The organism is Duncaniella dubosii, from assembly GCF_004803915.1.
In the GTDB taxonomy this organism is placed as follows: domain Bacteria; phylum Bacteroidota; class Bacteroidia; order Bacteroidales; family Muribaculaceae; genus Duncaniella; species Duncaniella dubosii.
The window spans coordinates 1,483,470-1,505,579 of record NZ_CP039396.1 but is presented as its reverse complement, the minus strand read 5'-3'; the positions used below and the strand labels follow the sequence as shown (position 1 = coordinate 1,505,579).

The 22,110-nt window shown below is 50.3% G+C and carries 17 protein-coding genes and 2 pseudogenes; 18 read left to right on the top strand and 1 reads right to left on the bottom strand.

The genetic code is table 11. The features are described from left to right. Positions 1-188 precede the first annotated feature (188 nt). From E7747_RS06550 to E7747_RS06510, 9 genes are all read left to right on the top strand, one after another. Positions 189-761: a GNAT family N-acetyltransferase gene (locus E7747_RS06550; RefSeq protein ID WP_168185258.1), complete on the top strand. Its 573-nt coding sequence runs from the start codon at positions 189-191 to the stop codon at positions 759-761. A 159-nt stretch (positions 762-920) separates the two neighbouring features. Continuing rightward, positions 921-2,129, top strand: a complete 1,209-nt coding sequence (gene argG, locus E7747_RS06545; RefSeq protein ID WP_123613582.1) for an argininosuccinate synthase — start codon at positions 921-923, stop codon at positions 2,127-2,129. 7 nt (positions 2,130-2,136) lie between these two features. Next, positions 2,137-3,099 carry an N-acetyl-gamma-glutamyl-phosphate reductase gene (gene argC / locus E7747_RS06540; protein WP_136414869.1) on the top strand — a complete coding sequence of 321 codons (963 nt, stop codon included), beginning with the start codon at positions 2,137-2,139 and terminating at the stop codon, positions 3,097-3,099. Between the two features lie 140 nt (positions 3,100-3,239). After that, positions 3,240-4,388, top strand: coding sequence for an aspartate aminotransferase family protein (locus E7747_RS06535; RefSeq protein WP_123613584.1), 1,149 nt, complete (start codon positions 3,240-3,242; stop codon positions 4,386-4,388). A 54-nt stretch (positions 4,389-4,442) separates the two neighbouring features. Beyond that, a complete protein-coding gene (locus E7747_RS06530; RefSeq protein ID WP_136414867.1) occupies positions 4,443-5,396 on the top strand; it encodes a Rossmann-fold NAD(P)-binding domain-containing protein in 954 nt (317 codons plus the stop codon). Between the two features lie 16 nt (positions 5,397-5,412). Beyond that, positions 5,413-6,189, top strand: coding sequence for an acetylglutamate kinase (gene argB, locus E7747_RS06525; protein ID WP_136414865.1), 777 nt, complete (start codon positions 5,413-5,415; stop codon positions 6,187-6,189). Positions 6,190-6,200: 11 nt separating this feature from the next. Beyond that, positions 6,201-7,268, top strand: a complete 1,068-nt coding sequence (locus E7747_RS06520; RefSeq protein ID WP_136414863.1) for a M20/M25/M40 family metallo-hydrolase — start codon at positions 6,201-6,203, stop codon at positions 7,266-7,268. A gap of 28 nt (positions 7,269-7,296) precedes the next feature. Next, positions 7,297-8,592: an argininosuccinate lyase gene (gene argH, locus E7747_RS06515; RefSeq protein ID WP_168185257.1), complete on the top strand. Its 1,296-nt coding sequence runs from the start codon at positions 7,297-7,299 to the stop codon at positions 8,590-8,592. 103 nt (positions 8,593-8,695) lie between these two features. Then, on the top strand, positions 8,696-9,211 hold the full coding sequence (locus tag E7747_RS06510; RefSeq protein ID WP_123613588.1) for a ferritin: 516 nt from the start codon (positions 8,696-8,698) through the stop codon (positions 9,209-9,211). Between the two features lie 77 nt (positions 9,212-9,288). On the opposite strand, the pseudogene E7747_RS06505 reads toward E7747_RS06510, so the two are convergent. Then, positions 9,289-11,906: pseudogene (locus E7747_RS06505) on the bottom strand (valine--tRNA ligase). A gap of 135 nt (positions 11,907-12,041) precedes the next feature. Between E7747_RS06505 and E7747_RS06500 the strand changes: the two are divergent. The 9 genes and pseudogenes from E7747_RS06500 (at position 12,042) to E7747_RS06460 (ending at position 22,085) form a co-directional block, all read left to right on the top strand. Then, positions 12,042-13,265 (top strand): M16 family metallopeptidase, encoded by a 1,224-nt coding sequence (locus tag E7747_RS06500; protein ID WP_136414861.1) that lies wholly within the window; start codon positions 12,042-12,044, stop codon positions 13,263-13,265. A 189-nt stretch (positions 13,266-13,454) separates the two neighbouring features. Then, positions 13,455-14,342, top strand: a complete 888-nt coding sequence (locus E7747_RS06495; RefSeq protein WP_136414859.1) for a DUF5106 domain-containing protein — start codon at positions 13,455-13,457, stop codon at positions 14,340-14,342. A gap of 22 nt (positions 14,343-14,364) precedes the next feature. Then, entirely contained in the window at positions 14,365-14,874 is a 510-nt protein-coding gene (locus E7747_RS06490) for a DoxX family protein (protein ID WP_123613592.1), read from the top strand. A gap of 26 nt (positions 14,875-14,900) precedes the next feature. Beyond that, positions 14,901-15,982, top strand: a pseudogene (mnmA, locus tag E7747_RS06485) (tRNA 2-thiouridine(34) synthase MnmA). A gap of 23 nt (positions 15,983-16,005) precedes the next feature. After that, a complete protein-coding gene (locus E7747_RS06480) occupies positions 16,006-16,626 on the top strand; it encodes a bifunctional nuclease family protein (RefSeq protein WP_136414857.1) in 621 nt (206 codons plus the stop codon). Between the two features lie 77 nt (positions 16,627-16,703). Next, the gene (locus E7747_RS06475) at positions 16,704-18,032 is read left to right on the top strand and encodes an MFS transporter (protein ID WP_136414855.1); all 1,329 of its coding nucleotides are present in this window, start codon (positions 16,704-16,706) and stop codon (positions 18,030-18,032) included. Then, positions 18,029-18,742, top strand: coding sequence for a 16S rRNA (uracil(1498)-N(3))-methyltransferase (locus E7747_RS06470; protein WP_136414853.1), 714 nt, complete (start codon positions 18,029-18,031; stop codon positions 18,740-18,742). Before E7747_RS06475 ends, E7747_RS06470 begins: the two co-directional genes overlap by 4 nt. A 79-nt stretch (positions 18,743-18,821) precedes the next feature. Then, positions 18,822-19,598, top strand: a complete 777-nt coding sequence (kdsA, locus tag E7747_RS06465) for a 3-deoxy-8-phosphooctulonate synthase (protein WP_136417062.1) — start codon at positions 18,822-18,824, stop codon at positions 19,596-19,598. 183 nt (positions 19,599-19,781) lie between these two features. Further along, a complete protein-coding gene (locus E7747_RS06460; RefSeq protein WP_136414851.1) occupies positions 19,782-22,085 on the top strand; it encodes an ABC transporter permease in 2,304 nt (767 codons plus the stop codon). Positions 22,086-22,110: the final 25 nt, after the last annotated feature.

Below are 22,110 nucleotides of genomic sequence, written 5' to 3'. Positions count from 1 at the left end.
CACTACAGTGGCTGTGTCATCTCATAATATGGCACAGCCACTTTTTTGCACTATTTTAACAGCTTAAGCCTAAGAAAATATTTAAACCAGCATAAATTACACCCCTTTTAGCATTATTTTGATATTAATTTCGTAATTTTGCAGACATTTTATAATTTCATAATTTATTACACATACAAAACAGTTAGATGAACAATGATCAGATAAAGGTGATATTTGCCGAAGAGGAGCATACGAAGTATGCCGAGCAGATCGTCACCCTCATCTATGAATCAGCCCTTCAGCGCGGAACGGGAATCGCCCGGCGCACACCGGAATACATCGCCCAGAAAATCCGCGGGGGAAAGGCTGTCGTCGCTCTCTGTGATGACCGTCTCATCGGCTTCAGTTACATTGAGAGCTGGGAACATGGTGATTATGTGGCCACTTCCGGCCTTATCGTGGACCCGGAATTCCGACGATTGGGGCTCGCCGCACGTATTAAAGCCAAAACATTCGAGCTTGCGCGTCTGCGTTTCCCCTTTGCCAAACTGTTCAGTATCACGACATCACTCCCGGTGATGAAGCTCAATTCCCAGATGGGCTACAAACCGGTGACTTTTTCAGAACTTACTGACGACGAGGAATTTTGGGCCGGTTGCAAGGGCTGTGTCAACTACGACATTCTCCAGCGCAACAACCGACGCATGTGCTTGTGCACAGGAATGCTCTACGACCCTAAAGCGAAACTTGAACGCCCTCGAAGCGCGCCCCCTACATGATGTGGGCCCACAACCGTATCAAAAAACTCCTTCATCTTAAATAGTGTCTGAGCCACGCAGTCAGAAGGACACACCCGACTCACGTTTCAATCACCCCGTCCTCTGAACCATTTGCCCGGCTCCGGCCTTTAGAATTTACACTAAAAAACATCAGTAATAATGGAAAAGAAGAAAAAAGTCGTTCTCGCCTTCAGTGGCGGTCTTGACACATCATTTGCAGCAAAATATCTGTCCGAAGACCTCGGCTATGAAGTACACACCGCCATCGCCAACACCGGCGGCTTCACACCCGAAGAGTTAAAGGCTATTGAAGAAAAAGCACTCCGCCTCGGAGCTGCCTCACATGCCTCACTCGACATCACAGGTGAATATTACGACAAGAGCATAAAATATATGATTGCGGGCAATGTGCTCCGCAACGGAACTTATCCCATCTCCGTATCGTCAGAACGTATTTTCCAAGCCATCGCCATCATCGAATATGCAAAGAAAATCGGGGCTGACGCAGTGGCTCACGGATCGACCGGTGCCGGAAACGATCAGGTGCGCTTTGACCTCACGTTCCAGATTCTCGCCCCTGAAATCGAAATCATCACCCCGACACGCGACATGACCCTTACACGCGAATATGAAATAGACTATCTGAAGAAACACGGCATCGAAGCCGACTTCAAGAAGATGGAATATTCAATCAACAAAGGTCTCTGGGGAACAAGCATCGGAGGAAAGGAAACCCTCCACTCCGAGCAGACTCTCCCCGAAAGCGCATATCCGAGTCAGGTGACAGAACACGGCGAGGAGAAAATGACAATCGGCTTTGAGAAAGGCGAGATTGTCAGCGTCAACGGCAAGCGCTACGACAACAAGGTCGATGCCATCCGCGAAGTCGAACGTCTCGGCTCACGCTACGGCATAGGCCGCGACATGCACATCGGCGACACCATCATCGGCATCAAAGGCCGCGTAGGCTTCGAGGCCGCGGGCCCGATCCTCATCATCGCCGCCCACAAGATGCTTGAAAAGCATACGCTGACAAAATGGCAGCAATACTGGAAAGACCAGATCGGCACATGGTACGGCATGTTCCTCCACGAGTCGCAGTATCTCGAACCTGTGATGCGCGACATGGAGGCATTCCTCGAAAGCTCTCAGGCAAATGTGACCGGAACAGTCGAAGTCACACTCCGCCCCTACTCCTACACACTCGTCGGTGTCGACTCTCCATTCGACCTCATGAAGACCGACTTCGGTGAATACGGAGAGGTCAACAAGGCTTGGAGCGCCGACGACGTGAAGGGCTTCACCAAGATTCTCGGCAATCAGATGAAGATTTACCACAACGTGCAGAAGCGCAACGGCAAGGAGTAAGCGAGAAATGGCAAAAGTAGGTATCATCGGAGGCGCCGGCTACACAGCCGGCGAACTCCTCCGTCTCCTTATCAATCATCCGGAGGCGGAAATAGTGTTTGTCCATTCGTCGAGCAACGCCGGAAAACCTGTAAGCGAAATCCACGAAGGACTTATCGGCGACACCGACCTGCGGTTTGCCGAGACCTTTGACCTATCGGCAATCGATGTGCTTTTCCTGTGTCAGGGTCACGGATTCAGCCGGAAGTTCTGGGAAGAAAACGAGATGCCCGCAAATCTGAAAATCGTAGACCTCGCACAAGACTATCGCGATGAAAGCTGCGGATATATCTACGGTCTTCCCGAAGCCAAGCGCGAAACCATCCGCAAAGCCGCCAAGGTAGCCAATCCGGGATGCTTCGCAACAGCCCTCCAGCTCGCACTTCTTCCGCTGGCAGCCGCCGGAAAACTTGACAGCGAGGTCCACGTGACCGCCGTCACCGGCTCGACCGGCGCAGGCGTAAAGCCCGGCGCAACCACCCACTTCAGCTGGCGCAACGACAATCTGTCGGTCTACAAGGCATTCGGCCACCAGCATCTCGCCGAAATCCGCCAGACGCTCTCACAGCTCCAACCCGACTTCAATGCAGAGATAAGCTTCGTGCCGGTTCGCGGTGACTTTCCACGTGGCATCTTCGCCATGAGCTACATTGACACCGACCTCTCCATCGATGAAGCCACAGCCATCTACAAAAATTTCTATGCCGACGCGCCATTCACCCACGTGTCTGACCGCCCCATAGACTTAAAGCAGGTAGTAAACACCAACAAGGCTGTCATATCGCTCGAAAAACACGGCAGAAAACTGCTCATACTTTCGGCTATCGACAACCTGCTCAAAGGAGCATCCGGCCAGGCCGTGCAGAACTTCAATCTCATCTGCGGATTTCCCGAAGACATGGGTCTCCGTCTAAAGCCATCGGCATTTTAGCAGCAAGCCTGTGGGCTTATCGCAAGGATTAAGAAAAAGTATTAAGAATTAAGTACTAAGTATCAGCTACTTCATACTTAATACTTCATACTTGATACTTGGTACTTAATCCGTAGCTTTTTATACTTAATACTTTAAAAATGAAGCTCTTCGACGTATATTCCTTATATGACATAGAACCTGTCCGCGGACTCGGCAATCACGTCTACACCGCTGACGGTACTGAATATCTTGACCTCTACGGAGGCCATGCAGTGATTTCGATAGGTCACGCCCACCACACCTATGTGACAGCAATCGCCGAACAGGTGTCGAAACTCGGATTCTACTCTAATTCCGTCCAGAATTCACTCCAGCAGAAGCTGGCAGACCGTCTTGGCCGACTGTCCGGCTACAATGACTATGCCCTCTTCCTCTGCAATTCAGGAGCTGAGGCAAATGAAAACGCGATGAAGCTTGCATCGTTCCACACGGGCAAGAGCAAGATTCTCGCCTTCGACAAAGCTTTCCACGGACGCACATCGGGCGCAGTGGCAGCCACAGACAATCCTAAAATTCAAGCACCCTTCAACTCGACCGACAACGTTGAGTTTGCCCCTCTCAATGACATCGAAGCAGTCGAAGCCAAACTGTCGACAGGCGAATTCGCGGCAGTAATCATCGAGGGTATTCAGGGAGTTGCCGGAATACGGATGGTCGATGACAAATTCTTGCAGGAACTGCGCAAACTCTGTAGCAAATATGGGGTTCTACTGATTCTTGACGAAATCCAGTCGGGCTACGGACGCACGGGCCGCTTCTTCGCCCATCAATACACCGGCGTGCGACCCGACATAATCACCTGTGCCAAGGGCATAGCCAACGGATTCCCGATGGGAGCAGTCCTCATCGCTCCCCACATCAAGCCGGTCAAAGGAATGCTCGGCACAACCTTCGGAGGCAACCATCTTGCCTGCGCCGCCGCAATAGCCGTGCTCGATGTAATGGAGACAGAAAACATGATTGCCAATGCAGCCGCAGTCGGAGAATATCTTCTTGAGGAACTCCACCATCTCGCAGCCACAAATCCCGAAATAACCGAAGTCCGTGGCCGGGGACTGATGATAGGCATCGAAATCAAGGGCTCGGCATCGCAACTCCGCAAAAAACTACTTTTCGACAAGCACATCTTCACAGGTGGCGCGGGCGAACACACCGTACGCCTTCTTCCGCCGCTCTCGCTTCCACGTTCCCACGCCAAGCGATTCATCGAATCCTTCAAGGAAGTTCTTGCAGAAGGGCAGGAATAATCACATACAGACAGTAATTCTCTTCTTAAACCAAATTTTCTCCTAAATCATAATATGCGTAATTTCACCAACGTAAAAGATATCGGTTCTCTTGATCTCGCAGTCAAAGAGGCCCTTGAAGTCAAGGCCAACCGTTTTGCCTATCAGCATCTCGGCAAAAACAAGACCTTGATGATGATTTTTTTCAACTCCAGCCTTCGCACACGTCTCAGCACCCAGAAAGCAGCCATGAATCTTGGCATGAATGTCATCGTTCTCGACGTAAATCAGGGTGCATGGAAGCTTGAGACCGAACGCGGTGTCATAATGGACGGCGACAAGGCCGAACATCTCCTTGAAGCAATCCCGGTCATGGGTTCATATTGCGACGTAATCGGAGTCCGTGCGTTTGCCGGACTCAAAAACAAGGCCGAGGACTACGAAGAGCGCGTCATAAACCAGTTCATCAAATACTCAGGCCGTCCCGTGTTCAGCATGGAAGCAGCCACCCGTCATCCGCTCCAGAGTTTCGCCGACCTCATCACCATCGAGGAATTCAAGACCAAGGAGCGACCCAAAGTTGTCATGACATGGGCACCTCATCCCTCCGCACTTCCTCAGGCTGTGCCCAATTCATTTGCCGAGTGGATGAACGCAACCGACTATGAATTTGTCATCACTCATCCCCACGGCTACGAGCTCGCACCCGAATTCGTAGGCAATGCACGTGTCGAATACGACCAGCGCAAAGCCCTCGAAGGCGCTGATTTCGTCTATGCGAAAAACTGGAGTGCCTTCGCCGACCCCAACTATGGCAAAATCCTCTCTAAAGACCGCGCTTGGACAGTCGACACAGAAAAAATGGCTCTGACCGACAACGCATTCTTCATGCACTGTCTGCCTGTGCGCCGCAACATGATTGTGACCGACGACGTAATCGAATCGGAACGCAGCATTGTCATCCCTGAAGCCGCCAACCGCGAGATTTCCGCACAGGTCGTGCTCAAACGCATACTCGAAAGCCTTTGATTGCCCTCTGATCGACATGGAAACTATCAAGGTTATAAAAATAGGGGGCAACGTCGTGGATAACCCCGACGCACTCGCCCGTTTCGTCAACGATTTTGTAAAACTGCCCGGCAAAAAGATACTGGTTCACGGAGGTGGCAAAGAGGCCACGCGCATGAGCGCACGACTCGACATCCCCACCACCATGATTGAAGGACGCCGCGTCACCACCCGCGAAACCCTTGACGTTGTGACTATGGTCTACGCTGGTCTTGTCAACAAGCGCATAGTCTCAATGCTTCAGGCTGCGGGATGTAATGCCATCGGTCTTACAGGTGCCGACGGCAACGCCATCACAGCCACACGTCGCAAACCGAAACCGATTGACTACGGTTTTGTAGGCGACATAAAGCCTGAAGGGGTCAATTCATCCCTCATCGCATCCCTACTCGAAGCCGGTATCACACCCGTCTACTGCGCGATTACCCACGACGGCAACGGCACTCTGCTCAACTGCAATGCTGACACAATCGCATCGTCAGTGGCAATCGGCGCATCAAGAGTAGCTCCAGCCGAACTTATCTTCTGTTTCGAGCAACCGGGAGTGATGGAAGATCTTGACAGACCCGATTCGCTAATCAGCCTGATCACTCCTGACATCTACTCCGACCTGCGGGCAAGAAATATTGTCAACAAAGGCATGATTCCCAAAATTGACAATGCCTTCGCAGCCATTGATGCCGGAGTAAGCAGTGTCACCATAAAGCACTCTGACGCTCTCACCACCGACCGTGGTACTGTAATCAGAAAATAACTCATGTAACGATGAACCATCCCGAAGCAATAAGCCTTCTGTCAGAACTGATAGCGACCCCCTCCCTTTCCCGTCAAGAGGAAGGGACGGCTGCTATTATATACGACCGGCTACAATGCAGGGGCGCTTCGCCAATGCGCTTCCGAAACAACGTCTATGCGCTGTCGGACGGCTTTGACCGCTCACGCCCTACACTTCTGCTCAACTCCCACCACGACACAGTGAAGCCTGCGGCCACATACACCCGCGACCCGTTCACACCGTCGATTGAAGGTGACAGGCTCTACGGCCTCGGGAGCAACGATGCCGGTGCATCGGCGGTGGCACTTACGGAAGTATTCATCGAATTGCGTAAAGCCTCCCTGCCGTTCAACCTGCTTCTGGCGATTACCGCAGAGGAAGAAGTCGGAGGCGAAAACGGCATGCGGGCTTTCCTTCCTCATATCCAAGAGCAAGGCATCACGGTCAGCTGTGCTATTGTCGGAGAACCGACAGGCATGCAGGGGGCTATTGCCGAACGCGGTCTCGTCGTGCTTGACTGTGAGACACAAGGCGTGACAGGCCATGCGGCTCGTGGCGAAGGAATCAATGCCATTTACCGCGCAATGTCTGACATCGGACACCTGCGCGATTTCCGCTTCCCGAAAGAGTCGGAAATACTCGGGCCGATAAGTGTCAACATCACTCAGATCAATGCCGGCTGGCAACACAACGCAATCCCCGACAAATGCAATTGGGTGGTCGACATCCGTACGACCGATGCCTTCAGCAATGAAGAGACCGTTGGACTATTGCGCGAAACGGTCGAATACTCGACACTCACACCGCGCTCGACACGCGTACGGGCATCGGTCATCGACAAAAGCCATCCACTTGTCAAGGCAGCGACAGAACTCGGATGTGAGACCTTCGTCTCACCGACAACAAGTGATATGTCGCTCATGTACGACTTCCCGTCTCTCAAAATCGGACCGGGCCAGTCTTCGCGAAGCCATTCCGCCGATGAGTTCGTGCTGATTTCCGAAATAGATGCTGCGATACCACTCTACCGTCGCCTTATAGAATCGTTATCTTTATAAAAACAAAACATTCCACATACATTATAATATGAAACTTTGGAGCAAGGGATTCGAACCCGATAAAATGATTGAGGAGTTCACCGTCGGCAACGACCGCGAACTCGACCTCCGTCTGGCACGCTATGATGTCCAAGGCTCTATGGCCCATATCAAGATGCTCGAAAGCATCGGACTCCTGACAGCCGACGAACTTGAAGTGCTGCTCAAAGCTCTCGGGGAGATCGCTGAGGTCATCGAGCGCGGTGAGTTCACTATCGAACCCGGAGTTGAGGATGTCCACTCCCAAGTCGAATTCATGCTTACCGCCAAGTTAGGTGATATAGGGAAAAAAATTCATTCCGGACGCTCACGCAACGATCAGGTGCTGGTCGACCTCAAACTCTTTATGCGCGACGAGCTAAAACACCTTGCCGAAGCCGTCAAAAGACTCTTCGACCGTCTGCAGTCGCTCAGCGAAGAGTATAAAGATGTGCTCATGCCGGGCTACACCCACCTCCAGGTGGCAATGCCATCGTCATTCGGCTTATGGTTCGGTGCGTATGCGGAATCGCTTGTCGATGACATGCAGATGCTCGTCGCAGCCTATAATGTCGCAAACCAGAACCCCCTCGGTTCGGCAGCGGGATATGGTTCGTCGTTCCCGCTCGACCGCGAAATGACCACCCGTCTGCTCGGCTTCGAGACTCTTCACTACAACGTGGTTGCAGCCCAGATGTCGCGCGGCAAAACCGAACGTGCGGCATCGATGGCAATCAGCGCCATCGCCTCGACCCTCGGACATCTGGCAATGGATGTGTGCATGTGGATGTGTCAGAACTTCGGTTTCATCTCGTTCCCCGACGAACTCACCACGGGATCGTCAATAATGCCTCACAAGAAGAATCCTGATGTATTCGAAATCATGCGCGGAAAATGCAACCGTCTGCAGTCAATCCAGAATGAAATCGCACTGCTCACCGCAAATCTTCCACTCGGATATAACCGAGATCTTCAATTGCTAAAGGATATCATCTTCCCAGCCACGACCGAGATGACAGCATGCCTTGACATGGCTGATTTCATGCTCCGTCACATACGTGTGAAACGCGACATTATCGAGGACCCGCGCTATGACTATCTCTTTACCGTCGAGGAAGTGAACAGGCTCGTCCTATCGGGAATGCCATTCCGCGAGGCGTACAAGAAAGTCGGACTGGAAGTGCAGAACGGTACATACAAACCCGTGCGCGATGTCCATCATACACATGTAGGGTCGATCAATAACCTGTGTACTGCTGAAATAGCACTCAAATTCCAGAAGCTCTACGACAAGGTTGCCGGATAAATACAACTCCTGTGTCAAAAACTTTGACTCCAAGGATTTGTTTTTTACAAAAAGTCTGTATTTTTGCCAATCGAAAATCTAACCGCATAAATCATTATTTCCTATGCTAAACAATAAAGTTCAGGATGCCATCAACGCTCAGATCAACGCTGAGTTCTGGAGCGCATATCTCTATCTCTCTATGGCTCTTCATTTCGAAGCCGAAGGTATGCCCGGTGTAGCCAACTGGTTTAAAATTCAATTTCAGGAAGAACAGGCTCATGCCACAATCTTCATGAACTACGTCAACCAGCGCGGTGGCCGTGTAGTGCTCAAGCCGATTGATGCCGTTCCCTCAACATGGGCATCGCCTCTCGAAGCATTCAAGGCCACACTTGAACATGAAAAGAAAGTAACCTCCCTCATCAATGAGCTCTATTCACTCGCCGAAGCGGAAAAAGACTATGCTACACGCGACCGTCTTAACTGGTTCGTGAGCGAACAGGTTGAAGAGGAAGACAATTGCCGTACACTCATTGACAAATTCTCTCTTATCGGTGACAATGGCATGGGTCTCTACATGCTTGATCAGGAGCTTGGAAGCCGCACATACAACGCACCGGCTCCCCTTGCTGAATAAGGATAATAAAGTCCATACATACAAAATCACCTCGCAGGTTGTCTGCGAGGTGATTTTGTATGTATGGACTTTATATGTCAGCCTTTAAGTGCTGCGATAGTAGCCTCTATTGACTCTATTTTTGAGGTCGCGTCGGCAAGCTTCTTACGTTCGCCATCAACGACGGCAGCCGGAGCATTATTGACGAAGCGCTCGTTTGAAAGCTTCTTTTCGACCGAGGTACGGAATCCTCGAAGATAATCAAGTTCCTTGGTCAGCTTCGCAATCTCGGCCTCAACATCCATATTATTAAGCAACGGAATGTTGAATTCTGTCGTACCCACAAGGAATGAGGCAGCTGCCGGGTCTTTCTCTGTCACGGTTTCTATGCCGGAAAGATTACCGAGTTTAACAGCCACAGCCTCCATCGGGATTGAAGCTCCTATAACATTGAGCTGAAGAGCATCGCGCGAAGGAATGTTACGCTGCGCACGGACTCCGCGGACTCCGTTTATGACTTCCTTGACCATCTCCATTTCCGAAAGAATCTTCTCATCTATGACTCCGGCGACAGGCATAGAGGCATACATGATGGACTCACCTTCACGGCGGTCACCGAGATGCTGCCACAATTCTTCTGTGATGAAAGGCATGTAGGGATGCAGCAGACGCAGAAGCGAATCGAAGAAGCCGATTGTAGCCTCATAGCCGGCACGGTCGATGGGCTTCTGATAGTCAGGCTTAACCATTTCGAGATACCATGACGAGAATTCGTCGCGGAAAAGACGATATGTAGTCATCAGCGCCTCCGAGATGCGGAACTTGTCAAACGAGTCGTTGATTTCAGCCACGGCAGCGGAAAGTTTCGAATTAAACCATTCAACGGCCTTACGAGAGCTTTCAGGTTGTTCGATGCTGTCGTCGACCTCCCACCCCTTGACGAGACGGAAAGCGTTCCAGATTTTGTTGCAGAAGTTACGTCCGTTCTCACAGAGTTTCTTGTCAAAGAATATATCGTTGCCGGCAGGGGCTGAAAGCATTATGCCCATGCGGACACCGTCAGCGCCATAGTCAGCGATAAGTTCGAGCGGGTCGGGTGAATTGCCGAACTGCTTCGACATCTTGCGGCCGATTTCGTCGCGGACAATACCCGTGAAGTATACATTGTTGAACGGCTGCTTGCCCAAAAACTCATATCCGGCCATAATCATTCGTGCCACCCAGAAGAAGATGATATCCGGTCCTGTCACGAGATCCGCTGTCGGATAATAGTATTTGATTTCCTCATTGTCAGGTTCGAGCACTCCGTTGAACAATGAGATCGGCCATAGCCATGAAGAGAACCAAGTGTCGAGACAGTCCTCATCCTGACGGAGATCTGCGGCCGTGAGCACCGAATCCTTCTCGCGGGCAAGCGAAAGAGCCTCATCGGCAGTCTCGGCCACGACAAACGACCCGTCGGGGAGATACCATGCAGGTACGCGGTGCCCCCACCAGAGCTGACGAGAGATACACCAGTCACGGATGTCTGTAAGCCAGCGGTCGTATGTGGTCTTGAACTTGTCAGGCACAAATTTGATTACGCCTTCGTCGACAGCCTTCAGTGCAGGTTCTGCAAGCGATTCCATCTTCAGGAACCACTGGTCGCTCAGTCGAGGTTCGGTCGCAGTGTCAGGGTTACGCTCCGAATAGCCAACCTTATTTTCATATTCCTCTATTTTCTCGATGAGGCCGGCCTCAGCCAGATCCTTTGCAATCTGCTCGCGTACGGCGAAACGGTCCATGCCGACATACATTCCGGCTGCTTCGCTGACGGTAGCGTCATCATTGAAAATATCGATGGTCTCAAGGCCGTGTTTCTCGCCGAGCATGTTGTCATTCATGTCGTGGGCGGGAGTGACTTTCAGACAGCCTGTACCGAAATCAATCTCGACATAATCATCCTCAATCACGGAGATTTCGCGATTGACAAGGGCACAATCACTTTCTTACCGCGCAGATGCTGGTTCTTCGGGTCATTAGGATTGATACACATTGCCGTGTCACCCATTATAGTCTCGGGACGAGTCGTCGCTACAACCGCATAACCGTCTTCGCCGACTATTCTGTAGCGAAGATAGTAGAGTTTGGAATGCTCTTCCTTGTATATCACTTCGATGTCAGAAAGGGCTGTCTTGGCTTTGGGATCCCAGTTAACCATGCGCTTGCCACGGTAGATGAGCCCCTTGCGATAGAGATCGACAAACACCTTGATGACACTGCGCGAACGAATGTCATCCATAGTGAAAGCCGTACGTTCCCAGTCACATGAAGCACCGAGCTTCTTGAGCTGTTCAAGGATGATGCCACCATGCTTTTCTTTCCATTCCCAGGCATGTCTGAGGAATTCTTCGCGCGAAAGGTCACTTTTCTTTATGCCGTCCTGAGCAAGCTTGTTGACCACTTTCGCTTCAGTGGCAATGGCTGCATGGTCAGTTCCGGGCACCCAGAGCGCATTTTTACCCATAAGGCGGGCACGGCGTACGAGAATGTCCTGAATTGTATTGTTAAGCATGTGACCCATGTGGAGTATACCGGTCACATTCGGAGGGGGGATTACGATTGTATATGGCTCGCGCGCATCAGGTTCGGAATGAAACAGACGGTGCTGCATCCAATAGGCATACCATTTGTCTTCCACGGCACGGGGATCATACTTCGTGGCTAATTCTTCCATAAAAGCTTGTAATATGAAGGGTTATTTTTTCAGAATAATGGTGCAAAATTACAAAAAATAGCCGAACCCACTGAGAGTTAGCATGGATTTTTTGTAATTTTGCACGCCTGACAAACGGCCTATATCAATTTCGAAATGACAGACACTGCAATTAAATATCACACCCTCTCAAACGGCATGCGCATCGTAGCGCGCACGACACAGCTTCCCGTTGAACACTGCGGAGTTATAATAAACGCCGGAAGCCGCGACGAGACCTCTGAAATCCACGGACTTGCGCATTTCGTAGAGCATACCATATTCAAAGGGACAGGCAGTCACCGTGCCTCATACGTCCGCGACCGCATGGAGCTTGTCGGAGGCGAGCTGAACGCCTATACCACCAAAGAGGAGACAGCAATCTATTCGACATTTCCTGCCGGGCATCTTGAACGGGCACTTTCACTAATTGCAGAAATGGTCATCGACGCAACCTTTCCTGAGGCCGAACTCGCGAAAGAAAAGCTTGTGGTAGGCGAGGAAATCGACACCTATCTCGACACTCCGTCCGACGCGATTTTCGACGATTTCGAAGACATCATATATGAAGGCTCTCCACTGTCACACAACATACTCGGTACACGCGAGTCGCTAAGCCGGTTTGACTCATCCTCATGCAGAAGATGGCTTGAAGAACGTTTCACACCGGGGCGGACAGTCTTTTTCTATTCAGGACCGACATCTCCTGAAAAGGTATTTTCACTCGCTGAAAAGCATTTCAGAGGTTTCACCCGTCGCGACAATCCGCTAAATCGTGAAATTCCGCCAATCAACCAACCGTTCTCCCACCTAAACGACAGCCGGGAATCATTTCAGGCACATACCGTCATCGGCACCCGCATACCCGGACTTCTCGCCCCCAACCGACTTGAACTGTCACTTCTGGCCAACATTATCGGAGGACCGGGTATGAACTCTCTGCTTAACGTGGCCCTGCGCGAACGCCACGGACTCGTCTATACAATTGACGCATCAACGTCGCTCATGAGCGACAACGGTTTGCTCACCATCTATTTCGGCTGTGACCCCGACGATGTGAAACGCTGCATCCGGCTCATCGACCGCGTTATCATACCGCTCGTCGAGACACCTGTCAGCCAGCGGAAACTCGACGCAGCCAAGCGCCAGTTCATCGGGCAGCTGACAGTCGGTTCTATAAATTCAGAGCAGGTAGCCATATCAATGGGACGCAGCGTGCTCTACCGCAGTGTGGCCCGCACACTAAAGGAAACTGTCGAGGCAATAAATGCCATCACATCCGACAGTCTTCTTGCCTCGGCAGCCAATCTGACAGAAATGTCCAGACTGACATTGAAATAAGACAGCATGGCAGTGCGCATCAGCACCATAAGCACATCCGTCCCGGCTGAATAGCCGAAACGATGCATGAATGGAAGCTTGCAGCTTGGTCGCCAATTATTAACAAGAATTTTTTAAACGGCTCTTATTTTCGTTTTTGAGTGATTTTATTTATCTTTGTGATTATAAAAATCACTTTAACTGAAGATAATGAAACTAAAACGACTGTTATTCGGTCTTCTACTCCTTTTAGGCATCAGTTCGGGAGCGAAGGCAGACACATATTTCCCCTATCCTCTCATCCCCGATTCTATCGGGATATTTCAGAAACGCTGTGATTACCTCGCGCGTCATTTCTGGGATTTCTGTGATCTGAAAAAAGCTTTTTCGGCTAAAGCCAAAATGGCACAGGAATTCAACGTATACATTTCAATTCTTAAAAACGCCAATCCCGATTCGGCGATAGCGTCGGTTGTCAGGTTTAACAAGCAGCTCGAAAAACAGCCGACCGACCAGCTTTTCATGGCTGAGTGCGCTGAAAACCTCCTTTATGGAGATACCGCAGAGATGTGGATCGACGAACTCTATCTCCCATTCGCTCACGCCGTGGCCTCAAACAAGCGTATCGACAAGGCTGCAAAGGCACGCTTCGCGCATCAGGAAAAAATATTGAAAAACTCACTTGCCCGTTTCCCCGCGCCATCGCTCCCCTACACCACCCGTGAAGGCACAGCCGGGAATCTTGACAATGACTCAGCTGATGTAGTAGTAGTGTTCTTTAATGATCCTGACTGCGATGACTGCAACCTTGCCAAACTGAGGCTTGACGCGGACATCTCCACCACACAGCTCATCTCTGAGGGTAAATTAAAGGTGGTTTCAATCTCACTCACTGAACCGACACAGGAATGGAAAGAAGCAGTCGCGTCTTACCCGTCGACTTGGACAGTAGGAGCAAATCCGGACGCCGACATGACGATTGACCTGCGAGCCGGAACACCTGAATTCTATATTCTCGACCGTAACCATAACATCCGCTTCAAGCATCTCACGATAGATCAGGTGCTCGATGTGGCCCGACAGCTGAAAAAGCGATAACAACCTAAAAACCGTAAAAACAATGAGCTGGTATTATTCAGCGCCCGTCAACTGGTTTGTAAAGTTATCGGGCTATACATATTCAAACCTTGCACGCCTTTTCATGCGGCTATTCGTCGGGGTAATGTTTCTCCAGTTCGGCATACGCCATCTGGTCAATTACAGCGAACTTTGCAATTCATTCCCGACTGTCCTCCACATGTCATCGGAATGTTCGCTCATAATCATGATTATTATCGAACTTGTATGCTCTCTGCTGATCATGGCCGGTTTCCTTACACGACTGAGTGTAATCCCGCCGATATGCACCATGATCGCCGCCGAATACTACATACTCCACGATATGCTCCCGAATCTCCCTGTCTATGGACTCGACAGCACAGATCCGGGCTATCTTCCAATCATGTTTATCGGCATTTATATCTATCTCCTCATCGCCGGTCCGGGCAAGATATCGCTCGACTATTTCATTTCGCTCTACATCATCAGCCAGAAAGGCAAATATGAAGAAGAGGAGCTTGAAGACGTATAGATGACAAAAATTATGATAATACCGATATGAAAATAGCAGTTCTCATATCAGGCGGTGTGGACAGCGCTGTCGCCGTACACCAGCTGCTTGAACAGGGCTACGACCTCCACCTATTTTATATACGCATCGGCCTTGACAACGGCGAGGGCGATTGTTCGGCTGAGGAAGACATCGAGATGTGCAGCTACATCGCGCGTCACTACGGCCTTCCATTCGACGTTGTGTCACTCCATCAGGAATACTGGGACAACGTTATGGATTATGCGTTGCGCACCGTCCGGGAGGGTCTGACACCCAATCCCGACATCATGTGCAACAAAATGATAAAGTTCGGCTTTTTCGAAGAGCGCTGGGGACATGAATTCGACAAGACTGCAACCGGCCACTATGCGACAACCCATGAAATAGACGGCCTCGTATGGCTCGGGACAGGTGTCGACCGCGTAAAGGACCAGACAGACTTCCTATGCCGGATTTCATATAAACAGCTTAGCCATCTCATATTTCCGATAGGGACACTTCCGAAGGCAAAGGTCCGCGAAATTGCAGTAGAGACCCGAATGCCAAACGCCTATCGACGTGACAGCCAAGGCATCTGCTTCCTTGGAAAGATAAACTATAACGATTTCATACGCCGTCATCTCGGAGAGAAGCCCGGACCGATAATCGAGCTTGAGACCGGACGCAAGCTCGGCGAACACCGGGGATTCTGGTTTCACACAATCGGACAGCGCAAAGGACTGGGGCTCAGCGGAGGTCCGTGGTATGTGGTCAAGAAAAACGTGCATGACAATGTGATATACGTATCGCAAGGCTACGACACAGAAAAGCAGTATGGAAAGCTTCTCCATCTCGACGAGATGCACTGGATCACCCGCAATCCGTGGCCTGACGACTGCCGCGAGGTTGAAATCACCTTTAAAAACCGCCACTCCCCCGACTTCCTTCCGGCTCGCCTGAGCAGAGTCGAAGGCGACGAATATATCATAGAATCCGAAATCCCGGTCCAAGGCATAGCCCGGGACAGTTCGGTGTCATCTATGACCGTGATGCTAAATTATGTTACGGAAGCGGAATCATTACCGGCCGTGACGTTATGAAACTATAGTGTCTTGACCTAAACACAATCCGATGGCAGAAAACGACGACAGAATAAGGCTTAAAGTCATGGGCCTGTCATACAGCCAGATTCAGACAGGTGCCTATGCGCTAATTCTCGCACAAGTCGGCGGACCTTACCGCATACCAGTGGTAATCGGCGCGGCCGAAGCCCAGTCCATAGCAATCAAGATGGAGAGCATAATACCTCCCCGTCCAATGACCCACGACATATTTGTCAGTTTCGCCCATGCTTTCGGAGTGAAACTCGTCGAAGTATTCATATATCGATTCGAGGACGGCATATTTTCATCGGAAATGACATTCTCCGACGGAGAGCGAACCATTACCATCGACTCCCGTACGAGTGACGCCATTGCCATAGCCATGCGTACAGGAGCCCCGATTTTCACCACACCGGAGATTCTTGACGAGACAGGTTTTGAAATGGAAATAAAAGAGGAAGGCGACTCAGACGAGGATTCCGGCCTCGAGCCGATGGACGAAGATGGCATCCGAGAGCCGAAACTCGAAAATTATGCCATTGAAGAGCTGGAAAAGACACTGCAGAAGCTGATTGACAACGAAGAATACGAGGAAGCAGCCCGAGTGGCTGAAATACTCAAACGCAAACGCGACGAAAGCCAACCCTGAAAAACTATTCCCGACATAAAACGCCTGTAAAGACACAGGTTTCCTGAATCTAACCTCTAACAAAAAACTAAACAGACATGATTAAAATCCGACCCATAGAACTCCGCCTTGCGCTGATGAACTTTCTGGAGTTCGGTGTCTGGGGCGCATATCTTATCTCCCTCGGCAATTTTCTTTATTCCATCGGCCTTGAAAAACAAATCGGATGGTTCTACACTGTCCAAGGTATCGTTTCGCTCTTCATGCCGGCTGTCATAGGCATTATCGCCGACCGCTATGTGCAGGCCCAACGCATGCTCAGTCTTTGTCATCTTCTCGCGGGATGTTTCATGGCTGCAGCCGGAATATACTGTCTGACAACGTCACAGGTCGAATTCGGGCCGCTATTTACTCTCTACACCATATCCGTAGCCTTCTTCATGCCGACAATAGGACTCGGCAATTCTGTGGCATTCAACGCACTCAACCGGGCCGGACTTGACACCATCAAACACTTCCCTCCGATACGTGTATTCGGCACTGTCGGTTTCATCTGCTCGATGCTGTTTGTCAACTTCACACAGTTCCAGACCAACGCATGGCAGCTCATAACATCGGCTGTGCTCAGTTTCATACTCGCAGCCTATGCGCTTACACTTCCGTCATGTCTGACGAAGAAAGAGGCTGCAAGCTCCGTTGCAGATGCCCTCGGTCTCAAAGCCTTCAGACTATTCAAGCAGAAAAGAATGGCCATATTCTTCCTGTTCAGTATGTTTCTCGGAGTATCTCTCCAGATAACAAACAGCTACGGCAACACCTTCATCACCTCTTTTTCTGAAATAGCCGAGTATGCCGACACATGGGGAGCACACAATGCCAATGCTCTCATATCGCTGTCGCAGATGAGCGAGACTCTGTGTATCCTTCTGATTCCGTTCTGTCTGAAAAAGCTGGGAATAAAAGGTGTAATGCTTATGTCTATGTTCGCATGGGTGCTCCGCTTCGGATTCTTTGGTCTTGGAAACACAGGCGACGGACTTTGGCTTCTTGTCATTTCATGTATCGTCTATGGCATAGCGTTCGATTTCTTCAATGTCTCCGGCGGTCTTTACGTAGATCAGGAAACGACAAGTGACATCCGAAGCAGCGCACAAGGTCTGTTCATGATAATGACAAACGGCATCGGAGCGACAATCGGAACTCTTTGCGCACAGGGAATCGTGAATTATTTCGTATTCTCACAGACCACCCCTGAAGCTCAGCATGCCGGTTGGGAAACTTCATGGTTCATCTTCGCGGCATACGCCCTTGTGATAGCAATACTATTCATGTTCATATTTAAAGACAACAAACAACCGTCGGCCTCGACTGTAAAAGCCAATATTGACGAAGTCAACTCAGGTGCAGACGGTATGATTGACGAATGATACAATTTTTTGCCCCTGACATCAAGGAAACCCTTGAACTGCCCGAAAGCGACTCGCGCCACGCGGTCAAAGTGCTTCGTATGCGTGAAGGCGACGAACTTCAGGTCATCGACGGACGCGGTACGGCATACACCTGCCGTCTTGCCGACGCCCACCACAAGCACGCCGCAGTCGAAATAATCTCATCCACTCCAATGCCACTGCCTTGGAAACAGAATCTGGCTGTAGCGGTAGCACCCACAAAACATAACGACCGCATGGAGTGGCTTGTCGAAAAAATGACCGAAGTTGGAGTCAACACAATCATTCCACTGCTCTGTGAACGCAGCGAAAGACGTGAGATCAAAACCGAACGGCTTGAAAAGATTGCCATATCGGCAATGAAACAATCGTTGAAGGCTACACTTCCGACAATAATGGGAATGACTCCGTTGCGCGAGGTCATAAAGATGATGCCTGAAGCTCAGAGGGTCGTGGCCTACTGCGATCCGACCATCCCCCGCATTGACTTCGCGCAGAGCTATCAGCCGGGGCTTGACACCCTCATTCTCATCGGTCCTGAGGGTGACTTCTCGCCTTCGGAAATAGAGCACACCCTTGCAGCCGGTTTCCGCCCGGTGACACTCGGCGACAACCGTCTACGCACAGAGACCGCAGCCCTCTATGCCCTTTCCGCATGCCACATCCTCGATTCAAAACTCCTATCATAACCACAGCTTAATACTTATTCACACTTACCATTTCAAAATTCCTACTGTGTTTTCATTTACCGACTACTCATCACAGCCAATGTTCTTCCTCCTTGCCGGACCGTGTGTTATCGAAGGGGAAAAAATGGCTCTCGACATAGCTGAAAAGCTTGTGGAAACCACCTACCGTCTCGGCATTCCATTCGTATTCAAAGGCTCGTACCGCAAAGCAAACCGGTCGCGTCTTGATTCTTTCACAGGCATAGGCGACATTGAAGCCCTCGGCATACTTGCCAAAGTACGCAAAACATTCGGCATACCTGTCGTCACAGACATTCATGCAGCCGACGAGGCTGCTATGGCAGCAGAATTCGTCGACATATTGCAGATTCCGGCTTTTCTCTGCCGACAGACCGACCTTCTTGTCGCGGCAGCGCGCACAGGACGCGCGGTGAACATTAAGAAAGGTCAGTTCCTGTCACCCGAATCCATGCAGTTCGCACTGCAAAAAGTGCGCGATGCCGGAAACGACAACGTTGCACTGACCGAACGAGGTGTGACATTCGGCTATCAGGATCTCGTTGTTGACTATCGCGGCATTCCCGAGATGCAGAAGTTCGGAGCACCTGTCATACTTGACATTACACACTCCCTCCAACAGCCCAATCAGGCAGCCGGCGTGACAGGCGGACGCCCTGACCTTATTGAACCTATCGCCCGTGCCGGAATCGCAGTCGGTGTCGACGGCCTCTTCATGGAAACCCATCCCGAACCATCCAAAGCCAAAAGCGACGGCGCAAACATGCTCCCGCTCGACCGCATGCCACAGCTCCTGAGCCGTCTGTGCATGATACGCGAGGCTGTCAACAATCTGTGAGTTGTTCCTCGACCAACAGAATGACATAAACATTCCACCATTACAGAGATTGTAAAAATATTTTACACTTTTGCATTTTGAGCGGCAAGGCAACACCCTGCTGCTCTTTATTTTACAGTCACACCGCGAAAAACTGCGCTAACTTTGCATAGTAATCACTCACCATTATAATTTATTCTCTCAGTGAAACTCTACTATGTCATCCACTCAATGCTCACTCAGAAGGGAGCTAATACAATCAAAATCATTTCGGTTGCGGTCGGGCTGCTTGTGAGCACACTTGTATTCGGACGACTCGACTACAACTACAATTATGATACCTGCTTCCCCGACCGTGACAATCTATACCAGATATGGATGTCATACGACATCAACGGCGAGAAGTTAGGACCGTTCAACTCTTGTCCCGGAAAACTCGCGGAATGCGTCATGGAGGCATTGGGAAACGATGTCATATCCGCAACAGCCGTCGGCCGTCACTCCTTTCCTCCTCTATTTCTCGGAGACCGCCGTATCGACATTCCGAAACTGGCTGTCGACTCCATGTTTTTCAAGACTATGGGACTTGAAGTGTTAATCGGAAACCCGTCCGCTGACATGGCTGTACCAGATATAATCTATCTCAGCGAATCGACAGCCCGCAATATTTACGGCGAGGAAAACCCTATAGGGAAGACCCTTTCTCTTGACCGCGAAACCACCGTCATAGTCAAAGGCGTATTCAAAGATTTGCCTAAAAATGTAACCATCGAACCATTCAAAGCCCTTCTATCGCAACCGACATGGCGAAGCTACCAACGCTACCAAGAATGGACCGGAGCTGACAACTGGCTTATCTATTTCAGATTAAAACCTGACACCGGGTTAAAAGGCGAAGAGATAAGACGCAAACTCAATCTGACCTATCAATCGCACGTTCCGGACACTGACTCGTATCGAAGCGAGGTTTCGTGCAACCCGATAAGCCGGACATACCTGCAGTATGAATCCGTCAAAAGAATCAATCTTGTGATGTGGATTCTCGGTGTCTCTCTGTTGTTGATGACTACTCTTAACTACGCGCTTCTGACAATAGCCGCCCTATCACGCCGCTCAAAAGCAATCGGAATACATAAATGCTCCGGCGCGGGAAACGGTACTATAATGCGAATGTTTCTATGCGAAACTTTCATTGTGCTTACGAGCGCTTGCGTAGTTATGGTCATCATGATATTCGTATTTGAGAAACTGATTTCAGATACTCTCTCGCTTTCTCTTGACGATATCTTCGCCACTTCACGGTTGTGGATTCCATTCTCAGTACTTACATTCTTCTTCCTGCTCGGAGGTCTCTTGCCGGGACAGATATTTTCGAAAATACCGGTCACTCAGGTGTTCCGACGTTTCACCGAGCGCAATAGCGCGTGGAAACGCACACTCCTTTTCATCCAGATAGGCGGTGTGGCCTTCGTCGGGACACTGATGACTGTTGTCAGCGCACAATACAGTGAAATCACAGGCCACGACATGGGTTTCTCCGTCGAACGCATGGCAAAAATCAACATTCCCTATCAGCTCGACAAGGAAGCTTTGAAATCAACACTCAAGCAGCTGCCATATGTCGAAAAACTGACAGCTTCAGTTTCCGATCCATTATGGGGCTACAGCGGCCAGCACATATATGATGATGCCGGAAACGTCCTCTTCAACACCCGTTTCGAATGGATCGACGAAAACTTCCTTGATGCGATGGAAATCGGAATTGTCGCCGGCAGAGGCATTGAACGCGATGGAGAAGTCGTCATAACCGAAGAATTCGGACGGCGCATGAACCTTACTCCCGAAGATATAGGCCAATTGTATTCCAACAAAGGCTTCGGGGTTTCACTAAAGCTTGTAGGCATAGCAAAAGACTATCAGTTAGGCGGATTTTTCGAAGAACTTCGTCCCATATGCCTTATTTACGGTGGATTCTCCGGTAATTCATATCTGAAAATAAAAGAACCATTCGACCAGAACTTCATAAAACTTGTCGATTTTCTCTCAGGAACTTTTCCTGCCTATGATTTCGCACCTGTAAAAATGCCCGAAGAGGCCATCGAAATCTACTCCGATGTGCGCATGTTCCGAAACTCCGCCCTCATCGCCTCTGTCGCATTGATTTTCATTTCACTAATGGGACTAATCGGATTTGCACGCGACGAAGTGCAGCGGCGCAGCAAAGAGATAGCCATCCGTAAAGTCAATGGCGCTGAAGCCTCCGATATTGTCAGCCTTATTATTGCCGATGTGGCTCGTATAGCCATTCCTGCCATCATTCTCGGAGTGCTTTGCGCAGCCTATATCGGGCATATCTGGCTCAGCAACTTCTCAGTCACAGCCTCGCACATCGGCCTATGGTACATACTTGCCGGTCTGACAGTCCTCATACTCGTGACTGGGTGTGTCATAGCCGTCACCTACCGCATCGCCAACGAAAATCCTGTCAACAGGCTCAAATCAGAGTAAAATATAATGTGTAACGAAGTTTCAG